The organism is Cupriavidus sp. GW823-FHT06D04, assembly GCF_058795055.1.
Window position 1 is genome coordinate 1 of the sequence record NZ_JBXAHL010000071.1, and the last position, 17,814, is coordinate 17,814.

The following is a 17,814-nucleotide window of genomic DNA, read 5'->3' on the forward strand; positions in this document are numbered from 1 at the left end:
ATGTGCGTCAGGTTGGCCGAAGCCGAGCCCCCTGACAACAGCCCCTGGCGCACGCGCTGCAACCGCAGCTCGCGCAGGTAGCCCATCGGGGACTGGTCATAGGTGTCGCGGAACGCCAAGAACAACGCCCGGCTGCTCACGCCCACCGCGGCGGCCAGCGCATCCATCGTCACCGCCTCGGCCACGTGTGTGTCCAGGTATTCCACCGCGCGGCGAACATAGGCCGGTGCCACCGCGGGCTTCGTGCGCGAGATCTCAAACCGATGCGACAGGTTGTGCGAGTGCGCGTAGAGCAGCGTGTCGATCAGCATCTGCTCGATGTGCGCGCAATAGATCGGGTTGTCGAGCAATTGCGGAAAACTGGCGCAGCCGTCCAGCACATGGCGCATGGTGCTGGTCCAGGCACGCCCGGCGTGGCCCTCCAGGTCCAGGCCGAGGTCGAAACTGACAGCCTCTTTCGGCTGGTAGCCCAGGTGCGCAGCGCAGGCGCGGTCAATCATGCCCTGGTCGATCCGCACGATCAGCTGCGACAGGGTGGGCGCTAGCTCCAGGTGCACGGGCTTGTTGGGCGACATCACGACGGCGTGGCCGGTATCGCCGTTCAGCGCCTCGCGGCCGCAGCGGTAGCGGCCACCGCCGCGCAGCGGAATCTCCACCAGCACGAAGCCATCGAAGCAATCCGGCTCGACCTTGACCTCGGCGCCGTACTCTAGGAAGAAGAGCGACAGTCGTCCCACCCGGGTCGAAAACAAGCGCGTGGAAAGGGTGCGGGCCGGGTCGCACAACTGCATCGCATGGGGCTTGAACGCGCGGCCAACCATCTCCGTGACCTGGTCGAAATCGTGCACCTGGTCCAGCTCACGATTCCACCCTGCCAGGGCGGGCTGATGCGGGTCAAGCACAGGCGGAAATATACAGGTGGCACTCATGTTGACGGCGGGGGCGTATGGGAATCTCCGGCTTGCGCCGTCTGGTGCGGCGCTGTCAGCGCGGAACAGCGCCATCCTCACGCAAGAAGCAGGCCACCCGTATTTGCACCACGGTGCGGCGCCCGGGGGCTTCTGGAAGAAGATGGCCTCGACATTATTCCCGGTTCCGCCGGCAGGAACATTGGGGAAAATCCCACGTTAGGCACGGGCGCGCTTCTCAGGGCGCTGCAATGCCGCCTGAACCGCCGTCTACGTCACATGCATGATTTTGGAACTACTTCATATGGATCAATCCGACGAGCCTGATTCCCGGGCGAACCATCATCGATCTGACGGGCTTGGCGGGTCTCCTGCCCGGTTCCGGCCGGGCTTCAGGCCGCCGCAATAGCCAGCCCCGATCGTCATCCAGGCTGGGTGAGCACAGAGCGCCGCGCATCGTCGGTGCCCGCGATGCCAAAACAGGTAATCCTGTGCGCGGCATGGGGTAGGTCGAAGCTGTATGCGCCCAGATGCGTGGTTAGCAACGTTACCGGATATCTCAGCGTTCCTCAGTTTTGAAGGCGCGCGGTGTCGCGATCTCTGGAGAGCGCGCCAAAGCGGGGGGGGATTCGCGGGGCGCCTGATTCGCGAACGATAGGCGGTGCGTCCCAAGCGCCGGTTGCGCCACTGAGTGGCGGTACACAGGTAGTACAGTCACCGGTTCGCGCCACCTTCGCTACCTTCGTAAGTTGCTGAATCTGAAGTACTTGGGTTCTTGTTGCGTGCGGCACATAGGTCTCGCACGGTAGAAACCTACCCACTGCATCAAAGGGGAACGGGGTCGTGTCACAAGCAACAACCCCACAGGAACGCGTCGCTGCCGCAAGGCAGCTTTATGCCCCGTTTTGAAAGAGTATCTCGATCGTCCAACTTGGACGCCGAGGAAGGGGCCTTTGTTCTGTCGGGCCTTCATGCACCAGCAGGATGTGCGGAATTCCCTCGTGAGGCGATGGGCCTCGATGGAAGACCGTTCAAAGCGGACGTCATCGACCGTCAGACCAAGGCTCGCGAAATCATGCGGCTATGGGAAGTCTTGGGACGATCAGGACAGTAATGCATTGCACTTTTGATTTGAGGCCGCCATTTATTATCGAGGTGGCGCAGTACTTTCGCGAATTACTAAGTCAGGCTCGAACTCGGTCTGGATGTTTTTGGCTCCTCCTTCGATCTGCTCAATCAAGTTGCGCGAAGTAAGTTCGCCAATCAGAATGGGATTCGAGTGCACTGTCGTTAGCGCGGGTGTTACCAGTTCCGCCATCTGCCAGTCGCCGAAGCCTGTGACAGAGATGTCGCTCGGAACCGAAAGTCCCAATGTGCGACACTCCGCGATCGCCGCCACAGCAATGAAGTCATTGATGCATATCAGGGCGGTCGGCTGTTCCCGATGCAACAGCAAGTCCTTGCGCTGCAGGCAGACGCGCACCGCTTGCCGCACAGCAGATGCATCGTAAGGGGTCGGAAAAATGTGGTTATCGGGTAAGGAAATGCCGTTCTCGCTGAGGACGTCTCGGATCCCCAGAAGCCGTTGAGACGATAGAAACTGAGTTTCGAGAGGACCTGGGAGCACTGCAAAATGCCGGTGTCCTTGTTTGACCAAGTAGGTGGTTAGCCTGCGCATGGCCAAGCGGTTGTCATACCCCACCGTCGGATGCATCCCTTCGCGGTCCACGGCCCACATTAGTACATACGGAATAGCGTGCTTGTGTATCAGCGAGAAGACTTCGGGATGATGTTGTGAACCAATTATTGCGATCCCGTCGACTCTACGCTCCAATAGGGCGCGCGCGCAGCGCAATTCGGTCTCACTGTCGTCCCGATGGCAAGTCAATAGAACGGTATACCCAAGCCGGTCGAGCTGGGCCTCCAAGGTATCTACTGCTTTTGCGTAAAGTTCATTCATCAGTGTCGGCGCAATTATGCCAACCGATCGCGTGCGCCCCTGACGTAGCTCGCGAGCCGCCGAGAAGGGAACGTAGTTGAGGCTTGCAATGGCGTTCTGCACGCGCTCCAGCGTGTCAGGTCGCAGCCGATCCGGCGATGTCAGTGCACGGGAGACTGTTGCCGAGGAAACACCGGCGAGGAGGGCGACTTGCTTGACATTCACCATATCGGGTCAGATGTTATCTTCAGCCGGGATGTCGGCCGTCTGCCATCCATTGTAACGACGTTGGTAGTCGAAAGCAGTTTCCGTCGTCGGAGGGGTGCCCCGACGACGGATCGACATCCCTGGTGAGGCTAGTCGAGCCGGACCTTTGCTAAATCTGCCACTCGCTTCCACTTCGAAACTTCGGCGCGAAGAAACGCATTGAACGCTTCAGGCGTGCCGCCTACGATCTGCGCCCCTTGAGCCATCAGCTTGTCGCGGACCTCCGGATCCTGGAGCGCTCTGTTGAACTCGCCGTTCATCTTAGCAATGATGGCCTGTGATGTCCCGTTCGGGACCATGAATCCGCCCCAGGAAACGGCTTCGTAGCCGTTTATCCCGAGCGCTTCATCTACCGTGGGCACATCGGGCAGTGACGGTAATCGAGTCTTGCTCGTGACCGCGAGCGCCCTGAGCTTTCCACTCTTGACGTGCGGCATTCCCGCAAGCGCGGTGGGAAGGGCAACATTGATCTGCTGACCGAGCACGTCTGTGAGCGAAGGCGCGTCTCCCTTATAGGGAACGTGGTTCATCTTGACGCCAGCCATGGTACTAAGGAGTTCCCCGGCCAGATGGCTGCCCGAGCCATTGCCGGCGGATCCAAAGGTGATCTGCCCTGGCCTAGCCTTTGCCATCGAAACCAGTTGGCGCAGGTCCTTTACTGGCGAATTTGCTGCTGTGACGATAATGAGCGGCACCGTTGTCACCAAGACAACTGGAGCAAAGTCCTTCAGGGTGTCATAAGGAAGTTTCCCGTATACCGCAGGGTTGATGGCATTCGGTCCGAGATTCGCCATCAGCACCGTGTAGCCGTCAGGCTGCGCCTTCGCAACGGCTTCGTTAGCGATGATGCCGTTGGCACCAGGTCGGTTCTCCACAACAACAGATTCTCCCCAAGCTTGGCTAAGTTTAGCGCTCAGGAGTCTGGCGGTCACGTCTGACGCGCCGCCAGGCGGATAGGGAAGAAGGACTCGAATCGGTTGGGCTGGCCATTCCTTGGCTTGGGCCGCCTGGCCGATAGTTAGTGTTACTCCGCAGACGGCTAATGCCGCCGCAATTCGCAGAAATCGGTGCATATCTGTCTCCATTTGAACATGATCTTTTTGGCGATCACTGTGTTCGAGCGGCCTACACGTCAAATCGTCCCATTGCGGCGCAGTGTGTGAATTTGCTCCAGAGTTTTCCCGAGCTGGTCCTTGAGGATGGCTTCAGTGTGTTCGCCCAGCGCTGGGGGAGCGCGAAGATAGTCGATACTGCTACGGGAGAATTTGATGGGATTCGCAATTTGTGGCGCGCTTGCTCCGCTGCTGTGGGGCAATGAAAAAACCAATTCACGTGCACGGATATGTGGATCCTCCAGTGCTTCTGGAATGCTTTGAATAGGCCCAGACGGTACCCCGACCGATTCCAGCAGTGTGAGCCACGTGTCTCTCTCTCGTTCGGCAAAGCGCTCTGAGAGCACGGTCACAAGGCTTTCACGGTGCTTTAAACGATCCGCATTGCTTCGATATCGGTCATCATCTGGGAGCTTGACTAGCCCTAGCACCTCACACAATGCTCGGAACTGCCGGTCATTACCGACCGCTACGATCAGAGAGCCATCGCTTGCAGGAAATGACTGATAGGGTGCCAGATTGGGATGCGCATTGCCCCAGCGCCGTGGATGGGTTCCACCCACCAAGTAGTTCGACGCCTGGTTTGCCAGCCATGCCACCTGAGTATCCAACAGGCTCATGTCGATGTACTGCCCGCAGCCACTGCCGACTCGCTCAAATAGCGCACTGACAATTGCAACGCTCGCGTACATTCCGGTCATCAAGTCCGATATCGGTACTCCGCATTTCTGCGGGCCGCCACCAGGGAGACCGTCGCGCTCTCCCGTGATACTCATCAACCCTCCCATGGCTTGCACCACGAAATCGTACCCCGCTCGCTTGCGGTATGGGCCGGTTTGGCCAAAACCCGTGATGGAGCAGTAGACGAGGCGAGGATTGATCTCACTTAATGTCTTGAAGTCCAATCCATAGCGTTGCATGTCGCCGAACTTGTAGTTTTCAACGAAGACGTCGCTATCTTTGACTAACTCGTGCAGCAATTCCTGACCGGCCTTGCTACTTACATCTAGAGTGATCGAACGTTTGCCGCGATTGGCACAAAGGAAGTACGCTGACTCCTCCGTCGTAGTGCCATCCTCCCGGGTAAGGAAGGGCGGGCCCCAAGCTCGCGTGTCATCTCCGCTGCCGGGGCGCTCAATCTTAATCACGTCAGCGCCCAAATCGGACAACAGTTGCGTGCTCCAGGGTCCAGCAAGGATCCGGCTCAAGTCTAGGACCTTGATACCTGCAAGGGGGCCTGCCATATGTCCTACTCCTTTCGAATTGACCGTTCCAACTAATTAGCTCGGGTCGAACAGTACGCCAGGGTTCAAAACCTGGTGCGGATCAAAGGCCTGTTTAGCCGCTTTCAGCGCGGTGCAGAAGAGCTCTGGCCGCTCTTTGTCATACCAAGGACGGTGGTCCCTACCGAGCGCATGGTGATGGGTGACCGTACCTCCCGCATCTACCATGGCTTGTTCTGCAATTCGTTTGATCGCTTGGAACTGCTCGGGCAATCGCGCCTTATCACCGTAGGCAAACCACGTAAAATAAGGCGCTGGCCCATCAGGGTAGAGGTGCGTAAATCGGCAGGTAACCGATCCAGATCGTCCGGTAACTTCGCGAATTGCCCGATGCGTTTCTGCCTTGACGTGCTTGTGGAGGGCGGCGAATTTGTCCCACGTGATGGCCGTTTCCATGGTTTCACGCATAACCCCGCGAGCGATGGCGTATTCGCGCAAGTATGGGCCGCGTAGGAATTTGTTCCGCCAGCTTGATGTCGCGGCGTCCGCACCACCTTGGTTTCCGCTTACTGGGTCATCATCCCATTCGCCACCGGACTCAGCACAAATTTCCAGCGCTCGCTTCAGGCGTGCCTCGACAGGGTGGTCAGCGGATTCGAATCCCAGCACGAGAATGTCATAGCTGCCATCGCTGGACCCCGTGTATTCGGCTTCCTCGCGTTCTACAAGGCGGGCATTTGCAGGGTTCAGTCCGGATTGGGACAGTACCCGTGTGGCCTCGACGGCCTTCTCATAATCACGGAAACGTACTGTCACTTGCTTGCGGAAGACTGGGCGGCGGTGAAGCTTGACCCACGCCTCGGTAATGATGCCCAGCGCGCCTTCCGAGCCGAGAAAAAGTCGATCCGGATTGGGCCCCGAGCCGGACACCGGGAAACGTCGGGATTCGATGGCGCCTTGGGGTGTTACGACCCGCATGCTCTCGATATGGTCGTCGATTTGAGTGAACGCCGTTGCAAAGTGGCCTGCTGCCCGTGTTGCGATCCACCCCCCCAGCGACGAAAACTCCCACGCTTGCAGGAAGAATCGCATGGTTAGGCCCGTGGGCTTGAGTTGTCGCTCCAGATCCGGGCCAAGGACGCCCGCTTGAATGCGGGCGGCCTGCGATGTCTGATCTACTTCCAGCACCTTGTCGAAGTGCTTCATGTCGATGGACACCACGCCGCGGTAACGATCGTGCTCTGGCGGATTAACTCCGGCCACGACACTGGTGCCGCCGCCGTACGGAACCGCAGCAATGTTCTGACGCCCGCACCAATCGAACAGGTCCACGATGTCCTGCTCAGTCCGCGGGTAAGCGATTACGTCCGGAGGATTCGAAAACTCCCTGCGCATCGCGCGCGCTACGTCCATGGTGCCCGCGCCGTAGGTGTGATACAGGCGGTCGTAGTGATCACTTGTGCAGATTTCGCGGAGCGAAGCGGGCAGCTGTACGCGAGGTTTTCGCAACGAGATCTCTTCGGGCGTCGGAAAAGGTGTCGCTTCGAAGTGCTCAACGCCTAGCAAGCGTGTCCACGCTGCCTCGAACTCCTGGAGTTCCTCCGGCGTGACGGTGTCACCCTCGTAGCCCCACCCGTAAAACTTACGACGACGTTCCTGCATTGTTGCCTCCTGTGTGAGTTGGTAATCGATTACATCCATTGTGATCATCTGTGATGTGGATTGGCTACAACCCAAGCCATTCCAGTAAAGATAAGAAAACATCACTGCATGCAATCGATTACATAAGTTTAGAATCATGCGGCATAATGTCAAGTAGTTATCGTGATCGCGATCATGGGGTTGGGGTTGGAGTCGAAGAGACGATCGGATCGTTTAGACGACGCTCTTCGCCGTGAGGTCGCTAGCAACCGCAGGAAACCATCTGCAGATCGCGAACTGACTTTGTGGGGCTGGCTCACCTAGGGGTTTTCCCTTGCGAAGGACGTGACCTCCGTCCTTGACTCAAGCTGGGAGCCGGACTGGTCGATCCAGTGCGAACAGTCTGGGGTGGTTGCTCGTCGCAGCCTCGGAACAGTGCTCAAGCGAGGGGCCACTTAATAAGCGCGGCCGGTTCCCGCGCCTCAGCGATAACATGCGGCATATCCGTCCAGGGTAGCCATTACCAAATGGAGTAGGAGATATGGCCATTCAACACATCCCCCCCATCCAATGCCTTGTCACCTTCGAGACTGTTGCAAGGCTGCGGAGCGCAACACGTGCCGCCGACGAGTTGTGTGTAACGACCAGCGCCGTCAGTCACCGTATCCGACAACTGGAATCCCACCTCGGCGTTGAACTCTTCGGGCGAAGTGACTTCACGCTTTCTGCACATGGTGCGGCGTATCTGGCAAATGTTCGAAGCGGCCTTGCTGCGCTACAACAGATGCCGGCCAGGAGCGGACGAGCCTCGGTTGTGCGACTGCGTGTAGCGGTGACCCCAACTTTTTCCAGGCAGTTCCTGATGCCCAAATTGGAACTGTTCCGGAACAAGTATCCCGACATCGACCTTATCCTGCAGGTCTCCATTCCGTTCCTTGATGTCACGGCCGAGCCATCCGATTTGGAGGTCAGGTACGGAGCAGGCGGATATGCGGGCATCAATCATCGCGTCATTCTTTCGGAGGAAGTAACGCCAGCCTGCAGCCCTAGCTATCTCAACGAGTTCGGCCCCTTCGAAGGTTTCGAAACTGAGGGTGTCATCGACCAGGCGCGCCTAATTCGAAGCCCGCTTGAGCCTTGGACTACTTGGTTCTCCGGATGCGGCTTGACTAGAACAGAGCCGAACGTGGGTGCCCAATTTAACGATCTAGGGCTTCTCTATGACGCAGCCGCATGCGGGTTCGGTGTGGCGCTAGTAAGGACCCGTATGGCGCAAACATGGCTGGAGGGTGGGCGACTTGTCCGCTTATCGGAGCGCTCAGTACCTTCCCCGATGGCGCACTATCTCTGCTGGCAGCCGGGGGCCCTCGAACGATGGGAGTGTGCCGCCTTTACGGAATGGCTCTCTGACTCGCTAAGCTGAGCCCCCTGGGCGGGCAATCAAGATTTCTGCAACTCAACCGCAAATATCTCTCAACCTGCTGTATCGAGTGTTTGTCTACAGTCCACTCATGGCGTTTCGCGACGCCTTTGATACAAGTCTGTTTGAAACTTATCTCACAATGCATCGAAGTCATCGCTTAACGTTCGAGCTTCAGCGCTTGGAACTAAAAGTCCATCTCAGAACTGCGGCGTTTGTCCATGCTGACTGCGCACCTTGCCGGTTTGCTATGGCGACGTCGTTGCTCCGGAACGATTGTTCTATAAGCTGGTGTTGCACGACGCAAACTCGTCGATGCAGGAGGGCAATGTCATGAACGCGACGCGTGACGGCTGGTTGGCAAATCCCGCTGACGCTGAACGGAGGGAAGTCCGCCGCGCGGAGGTTGTCTCCGCGTTAGAAGGCGTCCTCCCCCACGAGTTGATCCTGTCGCATCGCGAGGACACCCAGCCATTCGAATGCGATGGCCTCACGGCCTATCGGGCGCAGCCGTTGGTCGTAGTGCTTCCCGAAACGGAAGAGCAGGTTGTTTCAATTCTGCGAACGTGCAAGAAGCTCGGTGTGCCTGTTGTCGCTCGTGGAGCAGGGACGGGATTGTCAGGCGGAGCACTCCCTCATGAGATGGGAGTGCTCCTTTCGCTCGCTCGCTTTAACCGCATCGTCCGTGTAGACCCTGTGAGTTGTACTGCAGTGGTCCAATGTGGTGTACGTAACGCTGCGATTAGTGAAGCAGCGGCTACCCATGGGCTGTACTACGCACCGGACCCTTCCAGCCAGATTGCCTGCACGATCGGTGGCAACGTGGCAGAGAATTCCGGGGGCGTCCATTGCCTCAAATACGGACTCACACTGCAGAACGTATTAAAGGTTCGTGGATACACCATCCAGGGCGAGGCGATAGAGTTTGGCTCGGAAGCCCTGGACGCCCCTGGACTCGACTTGCTCGGCATTGTTGTAGGCAGTGAAGGGATGTTAGCAGTGACATTGGAAGTCACCGTCAAGCTAATTCCAAAGCCCGAACTTGCTCGATGCATTGTTGCGAGTTTCGACACTGTCGAGGCCGCAGGGAACGCTGTGGCCAACGTCATCGCAGCTGGCATCATCCCAGCCGGCCTCGAACTTATGGACAAGCCGATGACAGCCGCTGTAGAGGATTTCGTGCATGCGGGCTACGACCTAGATGCGGCCGCAATACTATTGTGCGAGAGCGATGGTACGACGTTGGAGGTCGAGGTCGAGATTGTGAGGATGAACGCCGTGCTCACCGCCAGCGGGGCCACTCGCCTTGAAGTGAGTCAGGACGAAGCGCAACGACTTCGTTTCTGGAGCGGGCGCAAGAACGCGTTCCCGGCTACGGGGCGCATGAGCCCGGATTACTTGTGTATGGATTCTACGATTCCACGCAAGAATCTTGCTGCAATTCTTCGTGCAATCAGCGAGATGGAGTTGCGCTATGGGCTTCGCTGCGTCAATGTGTTCCACGCCGGGGACGGAAATCTACATCCACTGATCCTGTTCGACGCCAACAATCCCGAAGAGCTTCACTTGGCGGAGAAATTCGGTGCAGAGATTCTGGAAACAAGCGTCACGCTTGGTGGGACGGTGACCGGAGAGCACGGTGTGGGTGTGGAGAAACTAAACTCAATGTGCGTCCAATTTTCAGGCGCCGAGCGAGAACAAATGTTTGCACTAAAGCGCGCATTCGATTCCCAATCGCTCTTGAACCCTGGAAAGGTGATTCCGACGCTTCATCGATGTGCTGAGTATGGTCGCATGACTGTGCGGCGTGGGATGCTCGCGCATCCAGAAATCCCGAGGTTCTAGAATGGCTCAGACTCCCCCGGAACTGTCTCATCTGATTGAGACAATCATGTACGCACGAAATGCAGGGAAGTTTCTGAACATCGTCGGCGGCGGTACGAAATGCTTCTACGGTGAGGAGCAGTGTGGCGAACCGTGTGATGTCCGACGCCTCAGCGGAATCTGCAGCTATGAACCGTCGGAGTTGGTTATCACCGCCCGGGCAGGCACGCCCGTAGAAGAGATCGAGGCTGTGCTGGCCAAGCACAATCAGTACCTTGCTTTTGAGCCGCCACGCTTTGCTAGTGGAAGTACTGTAGGAGGAGTGGTCGCGGCTGGTCTTAGTGGGCCCGCACGTGTCGGCGGGGGTTCCATTCGAGACTTCGTTCTCGGCGCGACCATGATCAATGGCAAAGGAGAACTTCTGACGTTCGGTGGACAAGTGATGAAGAACGTCGCCGGTTATGACGTCTCGCGTCTGCTGGCCGGTTCAATGGGCATACTCGGTGTTATCTGCGAGGTGTCGCTGAAAGTCCTGCCCATTCATTCATCGAGGATTACCCTGGTCGTTGACCGTGATGAGGAAGCGGCGTTGTCTTTCCTAATTGGGCTGGCTCGACAAGCGTTGCCAGTCAATGCGAGTGCATGGCATGACGGAAAAGTCTTTGTGCGACTGAGCGGTGCCCCCTCTGCTGTCGAGGAAGCGCGTAAACGTTTGGGTGGAACTGTGTTGGAACCAGGTGAAGCATTGGCGTGGTGGGACGCCGTACGTGACCACCGTCATGCCTTTTTCACACGGAGCGATGCGCCCCTCTGGCGCATTTCGGTCCCGGCGGTTGCCCAACCCATGAAGGCAGCGAATCAGTTTATTGAATGGGGTGGCGCATTGAGATGGCTATACACCGACGATTCAATAGTGGAGGTTCGGGAAACGGCATCAGCGCTCGGAGGCCATGCAACGCTATTTAGAGATCCGCACCGTAGGAGCGGCGTGTTCACTCCGCCGAGAGGTGCTCTCCTCGAGGTTCATCGGAATCTCAAGCACGCATTCGACCCGGATGGCATCTTCAATGTTGGTAGGCTTTACCCCGGCCTATAAGGGGTTCTATATGCAGACAAAACTAAGTCATGAGTTTGCCCAGACTCCAGAAGGGGAGGAGGCCGAAGCTATTCTGCGAAAGTGCGTGCATTGCGGGTTTTGTACGGCCACATGTCCGACTTACCTGCTTTTGGGGGACGAGCGTAACGGGCCTCGGGGTCGCATCTACCTGATGAAGCAGTTGCTTGAGGGGGAGGAGGTTACGGCGAGCACGCAACAGAATTTGGACCGCTGCTTGACGTGCCGAAACTGCGAAAGCACCTGTCCAAGCGGCGTTGAGTACGGCAAGCTGGTCCATATTGGCCGGAAACTAGTTGATGAGCGGATTCCTCGTCCGCCTACCGATCGCATAGCGCGTTGGCTGCTGCGCGAAGGCCTAACTTCACCATTGCTTTCTCCGGCGATGAAGATGGGCAGAATGGTTCGACCGCTACTTCCTTCTAAGCTAGCCAACAAGCTTACGCCGAGCAGACCTGCCGGTCAGCGGCCATCGCGTCGCCATGCCAGGAAAGTGCTCATGCTCGAGGGTTGTGTCCAGCCGGCGATGATGCCGAACATCAATGCTGCGACTGCGCGGGTACTCGATGCAGCTGACTTTCAGGTTGTTAGCGTTCCTCTAGCCGGTTGCTGTGGTGCAATACGGCTGCATACCGGCGATCACGAGGGCGGCCTCGCCAATATGCGCAGAAACATCGATGCCTGGTGGCCGGCTGTTTCCTCTGGTGAAGTCGAAGCAATTGTCATGAATGCATCGGGATGCGGCGTGACAGTGAAGGACTACGGTGACATGCTAAGACATGACTCAAAGTATGCCGAGAAGGCCGCTCGAGTTAGCGAGCTCACCCGAGACCTTAGCGAGCTACTCCCAGAACTTCTACCCAGGCTGTGCGGAAAAGTCAAAGTTTGCGACAAGCCGGTCCTAGCGTTTCACCCTCCCTGCACGCTGCAGCACGGTCAGAAGCTGAGGGGATTGGTGGAGGAGCACCTGGCGATGCTGGGCTTCTCAGTTCATCATGCCAGCACGGAAAGTCATCTTTGTTGCGGTTCAGCTGGTACGTACTCTATTCTGCAGTCGGAGATTGCACTTCAACTCAGAGACCGGAAGCTTAAGCATCTGGGCGAAAAGCGCCCCGACTGTATCGTCTCCGCGAACATTGGTTGCATTCAGCATTTGCAAAGTGGCACGCCTACGCCAGTAAAGCACTGGATTGAGGTACTGGACGAGGTACTAGAGCCGGTAATCCAACCGGAGGAACAAGTCTTTATCTAGCGTCAGGTCTATCAGACGTCGAAACGGGCTCCGCAACCGTGATGCAGTGCCCGTTCAGTAGAGTTTCGCCTAATGCAGGGAATGTGGCTGCTGGCGAAAAGTATAGTCATATCAAGAAAAGAGGAGAATTTCGTGGCGATCTATCGAATCGGAGAAAAGACACCGGTGATTCATCCGAGCGCGTATATATCCGAGCATGCGGTAATCATCGGCGACGTAGAAATCGCCGAAGACGTGTCTATATGGCCTGGCGCGGTGATACGCGGTGACAATGACAAGATCACGATCAGGCGCGGAGCGAATGTCCAGGAGGGGGCCGTGTTGCACACTGATCCTGGCTTTCCCGTTGACGTGGGCGAGCTGGTCTCCGTCGGACACCAAGCGATGCTCCACGGCTGCAAGGTCGGATCACATAGTCTGGTGGGCATCCAGGCGGTGATACTGAATGGCTCAAAACTTGGACAGAAAAGTCTTGTGGGGGCCGGATCCTTGATTGGTGAGCGAAAGACCTTTCCGGCAGAAAGCCTAGTGATGGGAGTTCCGGCAAAACTAGTGCGTGACTTAACCGATGAGGTAAAGGCAGCGATTGAGAAGAATGCTAGTGACTACATGACCAAGGCGAAGAAGTATAAGGAGGAGCTGGTCAAAGTAGGTTAACGAACGCGAGAAGCTCCGGCAGACATCCCGACACCGATCACGTTGTTGCACCCAACTGGTTCATGGATGACGCCTGATGGGATGTCGAGTCCGCGGGCAGCGCTGAAGTCATTCACAGCTTCCTTCAGTCTCTGGATCTAGCGATTCCAATGGTGGCGAACGATGGTGTGGGCATGATAGTCGCTTAATTTTTTTTAGGATCAACGAGGAATTCCGGGGAATGCTGCCTTGATCTTTAGGGAGAAGTACTCCTCGTCACGGTAGCCGTAGGCTCGGCGCTTGATGACCTTGATGGTATTGTTGATGCCTTCAACGACGCTCGTGTTCAGCGGATGCCGGCATCGCGCGACGATGCCGTGCCAATAGGTCTGCGAGCGCTGGGCGAACAACTCCAGGGCCAGAATCTGGCCTTGCCTGGACGCACCAATGCTCCCAAGCCTTCTGGGCGCATGCCGGGCGGCGGTAGAACCACAGCCGCTTGAGTTCGTCTCTCAGGATATAGACCGTCAGCAGCGGCTGATTGGCCTGCAGCACGTCATTCGGATGCACGGCCTGGGTGTCCTTCAGGTTTTTCCTGCTGCGCAACAGCGCGTGGATTTCAGTACCCGCCTGGCCGGTCGGTCGTGCCGCAGGCGGTTGGCCTGGTCTACGCGGACCCGGTCGGTCACCTCGCGCCCATACTCGGCTACCACGTGGAACAGGTCGAAGACCACCTCGGCCTGCGGGCAATGCTCTCGGATCTCCAGGGTTAGCGCGATCAAGCCTCGCAAAACCGTTATATCATCTGCCTGAGTGATAAAGATCCTTTTGGCACACATGACAGAACCTACGGTTGAAATGCTTGCGGATGAACTTAGACCTCGCTTGATGCGGATCGTCGTAGCGTTGCGACGGGAAATGAGATCGGCAGACGTGCCCCCCGCTCAGAGCGCGGTTCTCAGCGCATTGCTAATAAGAGGGCCGATGCGAGTTAGTGATTTGGCCAGGAATGAAGGCGTCCGATTGCCTACTATGACGCAGATTATTGGGCGGATGGTCGACGCAAGATTAGTCGCACGCACCGCCCCTATGGGTTCTTATAACAACATGATTCAGATTACTGAGGAGGGACGGTCGGTAGCTGCCAATTTGGCAGCGCAGCGGACGGCGGCGCTGGGCAAGCGCATGGAGAGACTGACGCAGCAGGAACTGCAGACGGTGATCGCGATGTGCCAGGTTATCGATAAGATGTTCGAAAGAGAACCGTGGCTGGGCCACGAGTAGTCAGCCCTGCAGAATGCTGAAGAGTAAGGCGCAGCAAGGCTTCGGAAGAATTGCGCTGCGTGCCGAACTCCCAGATCGATTATGAATCTGATTCAGATCCTGTACTTCCAAATGCGGCTGCCGTGTGACCCGACGAACCTCGTGCGTTTCCGACAGGCCCTGGGCGAGGCTGGCGTCGAGGAACTGCTGGGCAGCACGATCGCTGCCGCCGTGCAAATGAAGGTGATCAAACCGGCTGAGTTCGAACGCGTCATCGTCGACACCACGGTGCAAGAGAAGGCCATTTCCTATCCGACCGACAGCCGGCTGCTGGAGGTTGCGCGGGCCAAGGTGGTGCAACTGGCCAAACGCGCCGGCATTCAGCTTAAGCAGACCTTTGCCAGGGAAGGCAAGTCGTTGCGATTTTGTGCGGGTGGTTATGCGCATGCCAAGCAGTTCAAACGGCTGAGAACCGTGCTCAAGCGCCAGCGCACCGTGCTCGGCCGCGTACTACGTGATATCGAACGCAAGATGACGGCGCTCGCTGAGGATCAGCAACAGCGTCTGCGTCCCTGGCTCGAACGCGCCCGACGCATTGCGCAGCAACGTGCCAAGGACAAGAACAAGCTCTACGCTCTGCACGCTCCCGAGGTGGAGTGTGTCGCCAAGGGCAAGGCCCGTCAGCCCTACGAGTTCGGCGTGAAGGTGAGCTTGGCGATTACCGCTAATCAGGGACTCATCGTCGGTGCACGTAGCTTCCCTGGCAATCCCTATGACGGCCACACGCTGCACGCCCAACTGGAGCAGACCACCATCCTGCTACAGGACCTGCCCGGATCGCCCAGACCCCGCACTGCCATCGTTGACCTCGGTTACCGCGGGGTCGATGCCGAAATGGCGCCAGTGAAAATGATTCATCGCGGCAGGATCAAGACCATGAATCCATGAATCGTCGTCAGCGCAGAATGCTCAAACGTCGCCAGGCGGCCGAGCCTGTCATCGGTCATGTCAAAGCGGATCACGGCATGCGCCGGAACTGGTTGAAAGGCGAAATCGGCGACGCCATCCATCCAATCCTCTGTGCCGCAGGCTTCAATCTCCGTTGGTTGCTGCGGGCCATTGCCCGCTTGGGCGTCCACGGGCTTTTTTGCGTCTTGACTATGCTCACAGTCATGGCTCGATTCGCCAGGAGCGCAGGCCAATCGACTCTGTCCGCATGCCTGGGTCAACTGATACGACCAGAATCCGCCACCTTCCAGCTAGGCCGAACCCACAATCCGAATTTTTCAGGTCTGACCGAGTAGTACCCCGGACTCATCCAGAAGGACGGCGTGGTTCGAAAACTTACCCGTTACTCGACCGAGATCCGCCACAAGAACAGAATTCCGGGTATGTGTGCAAGACCGTCACCATCCTGAACGTTATTGAGGTCGCCAGCAGCAATCGCGTCGCCTTCTGCACAGCACTGCGGCGGCCTATGCGCCCGTAAAGGCGCCTAGAGTCGCACGTCGCCGGTCATTTCAGCTCCGGAGAAAGGCGTAGGCGCCTTTAGCGATTACAAGTGCAAGTGTGCCATAAGCTCTTATATTCGGATGTTCAGAAATACTGCGAGCTAATGAATCGCTTTTGCAATCGCTGATCTACAGTTGGGTTACAAATTTCGTGTTGAGATAGCCGTCGAACGTCTCTGTTCCACCCTCGCTCCCGATGCCACTATCTTTAATGCCTCCGAATGGGGTCTCGGCAAGGGCGCTTCCGAAATGGTTGATGTTCAGCATGCCGGCCTCAAGTTGCGTAGAGACAGAATGTGCTGTTTTCGCGGACTCAGTAAATACATAAGAAGACAGGCCATAACTCAATTTGTTCGCACGCTCCAGAACCTCATCCAAGTCGTCAAACGATACAACCGGGGAGACGGGGCCGAATGGCTCGCAAGTCATGAGCATGGCGTCGTCCGGAACGTTTGTGACGACGCTGGGTGCGAAAAAATGTCCTTTCCGGCTGTACTTGGCTCCGCCCACGACAACATTTCCTCCGCGCGCTTTGGCGTCTGCAATCAACGCATCCATTGCTGCAACGCGGCGTTGGTTTGCGAGCGGTCCCATCTGTGTCGTGCTATCGAGACCGTTGCCGACGCGCACCGAACTAATCACATCAGTAAAACGCCTTAGAAATCTATTGTAAGCCCCGCGCTGAACGAAAAAGCGGGAAGGTGCAACGCAGACCTGACCAGCATTTCGTAGCTTGAAATTTGCAAGCTTCTCGGCTGCAGCTTCGACGTCCGCATCATCGAAGACGATTGCAGGGGAGTGGCCACCCAGTTCCATGGTGATTCGCTTCATATGGGAGCCTGCGAGAGCTGCAAGTTGTTTGCCGACAGCAGTGGACCCCGTAAATGAGATCTTTTGAACAAACGGACATGCAATTAGGTATGAAGACACCTCCGAGGGTACTCCAAAGACTACGTTCAAGCAGCCGGGAGGAAGACCCGCATCTTGGAACAGCTGAGCTATCGCCAAGACGGCACTCGGTGTCTCTTCGGGCCCCTTCAAAACTATCGTACAACCGGCTCCAAGCGCGGCGGAGATCTTACGAATAGCTTGGTTGAAGGGAAAGTTCCAGGGTGTGAAGGCTGCGCAGACTCCGACAGGCTGACGTAGTACGAGTTGGCGGACGTCGGGGTGCCGGCTAGGAATCACACGGCCGTAGATTCGGCGAGCTTCTTCTGCATGCCATTCTGCATGTTCTGCACAGACCGTTACTTCTGCAACGGCTTCATGCAGAGGCTTCCCTTGGTCAATAGTCATATTGCGGCCGATTTCCGGTGCTCTTTGGCGGGCGAGCTCCGCAACTCTACGCAGAACCGCACTGCGTTCCAACGGCGATGAATTGCGCCACTTCAGGAAGGCCCGGTGAGCAGCCGCAACGGCGGTGTCGAGGTCTTCCAGGGTAGCAAGCGGAAGATGCCCAACAACCTCCTCCGTCGCGGGGTTGATCACATCCTGATGTCGTCTGCTTTCAATAGCGAGAAATTCGCCATTGATGTAAAGAGATAGTTCTGGATACACAGCGGCTACTCCACTGACTAAGAGTTTCTAAGAAGGTCTCTGCACGCGTAAATCGGTCGTTTCACTCGAGTGCGTATTCCGCCGAATCTGGACACTCGCTCCGGCGCAAACTGGACACCTGCTCCGGCGCAAACTGGACGCGCGTTC

The 17,814-nt window shown here is 57.2% G+C and carries 12 protein-coding genes and 2 pseudogenes; 7 read left to right on the forward strand and 7 right to left on the reverse strand.

Going from position 1 to position 17,814, the window contains the following annotated elements; genetic code table 11:
• The 5 genes from AC1Q7H_RS38470 to AC1Q7H_RS38490 form a co-directional block, all read right to left on the reverse strand.
• Positions 1 to 929, reverse strand: a 929-nt coding sequence (locus tag AC1Q7H_RS38470; protein ID WP_492382440.1) for a cupin domain-containing protein, incomplete at its 3' end; no start/stop codon positions are given.
• A 1,126-nt stretch (positions 930 to 2,055) separates the two neighbouring features.
• The gene (locus tag AC1Q7H_RS38475; protein ID WP_261660842.1) at positions 2,056 to 3,075 is read right to left on the reverse strand and encodes a LacI family DNA-binding transcriptional regulator; all 1,020 of its coding nucleotides are present in this window, start codon (positions 3,073 to 3,075) and stop codon (positions 2,056 to 2,058) included.
• A gap of 128 nt (positions 3,076 to 3,203) precedes the next feature.
• Positions 3,204 to 4,187 (reverse strand): Bug family tripartite tricarboxylate transporter substrate binding protein, encoded by a 984-nt coding sequence (locus AC1Q7H_RS38480; RefSeq protein WP_284494939.1) that lies wholly within the window; start codon positions 4,185 to 4,187, stop codon positions 3,204 to 3,206.
• Between the two features lie 59 nt (positions 4,188 to 4,246).
• Positions 4,247 to 5,470: a CaiB/BaiF CoA transferase family protein gene (locus AC1Q7H_RS38485; protein WP_284494938.1), complete on the reverse strand. Its 1,224-nt coding sequence runs from the start codon at positions 5,468 to 5,470 to the stop codon at positions 4,247 to 4,249.
• A 36-nt stretch (positions 5,471 to 5,506) separates the two neighbouring features.
• Complete coding sequence (locus AC1Q7H_RS38490; RefSeq protein WP_261660845.1) at positions 5,507 to 7,111, reverse strand: FAD-binding oxidoreductase; 1,605 nt, start codon at positions 7,109 to 7,111, stop codon at positions 5,507 to 5,509.
• 520 nt (positions 7,112 to 7,631) lie between these two features.
• On the opposite strand from AC1Q7H_RS38490, the gene AC1Q7H_RS38495 reads away from it, so the two are divergent.
• The 5 genes from AC1Q7H_RS38495 (at position 7,632) to AC1Q7H_RS38515 (ending at position 13,357) form a co-directional block, all read left to right on the forward strand.
• Positions 7,632 to 8,513: a LysR substrate-binding domain-containing protein gene (locus AC1Q7H_RS38495; RefSeq protein ID WP_284494937.1), complete on the forward strand. Its 882-nt coding sequence runs from the start codon at positions 7,632 to 7,634 to the stop codon at positions 8,511 to 8,513.
• A gap of 330 nt (positions 8,514 to 8,843) precedes the next feature.
• Entirely contained in the window at positions 8,844 to 10,355 is a 1,512-nt protein-coding gene (locus AC1Q7H_RS38500; RefSeq protein ID WP_492316593.1) for an FAD-linked oxidase C-terminal domain-containing protein, read from the forward strand.
• 1 nt (position 10,356) lies between these two features.
• Positions 10,357 to 11,430, forward strand: a complete 1,074-nt coding sequence (gene glcE / locus AC1Q7H_RS38505) for a glycolate oxidase subunit GlcE (RefSeq protein ID WP_284494935.1) — start codon at positions 10,357 to 10,359, stop codon at positions 11,428 to 11,430.
• Between the two features lie 10 nt (positions 11,431 to 11,440).
• Positions 11,441 to 12,700 carry a glycolate oxidase subunit GlcF gene (gene glcF, locus AC1Q7H_RS38510; RefSeq protein WP_284494934.1) on the forward strand — a complete coding sequence of 420 codons (1,260 nt, stop codon included), beginning with the start codon at positions 11,441 to 11,443 and terminating at the stop codon, positions 12,698 to 12,700.
• A 132-nt stretch (positions 12,701 to 12,832) separates the two neighbouring features.
• Positions 12,833 to 13,357: a gamma carbonic anhydrase family protein gene (locus tag AC1Q7H_RS38515; RefSeq protein WP_492316592.1), complete on the forward strand. Its 525-nt coding sequence runs from the start codon at positions 12,833 to 12,835 to the stop codon at positions 13,355 to 13,357.
• A gap of 200 nt (positions 13,358 to 13,557) precedes the next feature.
• On the opposite strand, the pseudogene AC1Q7H_RS38520 reads toward AC1Q7H_RS38515, so the two are convergent.
• Positions 13,558 to 14,175, reverse strand: a pseudogene (locus AC1Q7H_RS38520) (transposase).
• A 79-nt stretch (positions 14,176 to 14,254) separates the two neighbouring features.
• On the opposite strand from AC1Q7H_RS38520, the gene AC1Q7H_RS38525 reads away from it, so the two are divergent.
• Together AC1Q7H_RS38525 and AC1Q7H_RS38530 are read left to right on the forward strand one after the other, a co-directional pair.
• Entirely contained in the window at positions 14,255 to 14,620 is a 366-nt protein-coding gene (locus AC1Q7H_RS38525) for a MarR family winged helix-turn-helix transcriptional regulator (protein ID WP_261660851.1), read from the forward strand.
• A gap of 105 nt (positions 14,621 to 14,725) precedes the next feature.
• Positions 14,726 to 15,903 (forward strand): annotated as a pseudogene (locus AC1Q7H_RS38530) (IS5 family transposase); the annotation flags it as partial.
• Between the two features lie 336 nt (positions 15,904 to 16,239).
• Here the strand turns inward: AC1Q7H_RS38530 and AC1Q7H_RS38535 are convergent.
• Positions 16,240 to 17,667: an NAD-dependent succinate-semialdehyde dehydrogenase gene (locus tag AC1Q7H_RS38535; protein ID WP_284494929.1), complete on the reverse strand. Its 1,428-nt coding sequence runs from the start codon at positions 17,665 to 17,667 to the stop codon at positions 16,240 to 16,242.
• Positions 17,668 to 17,814: the final 147 nt, after the last annotated feature.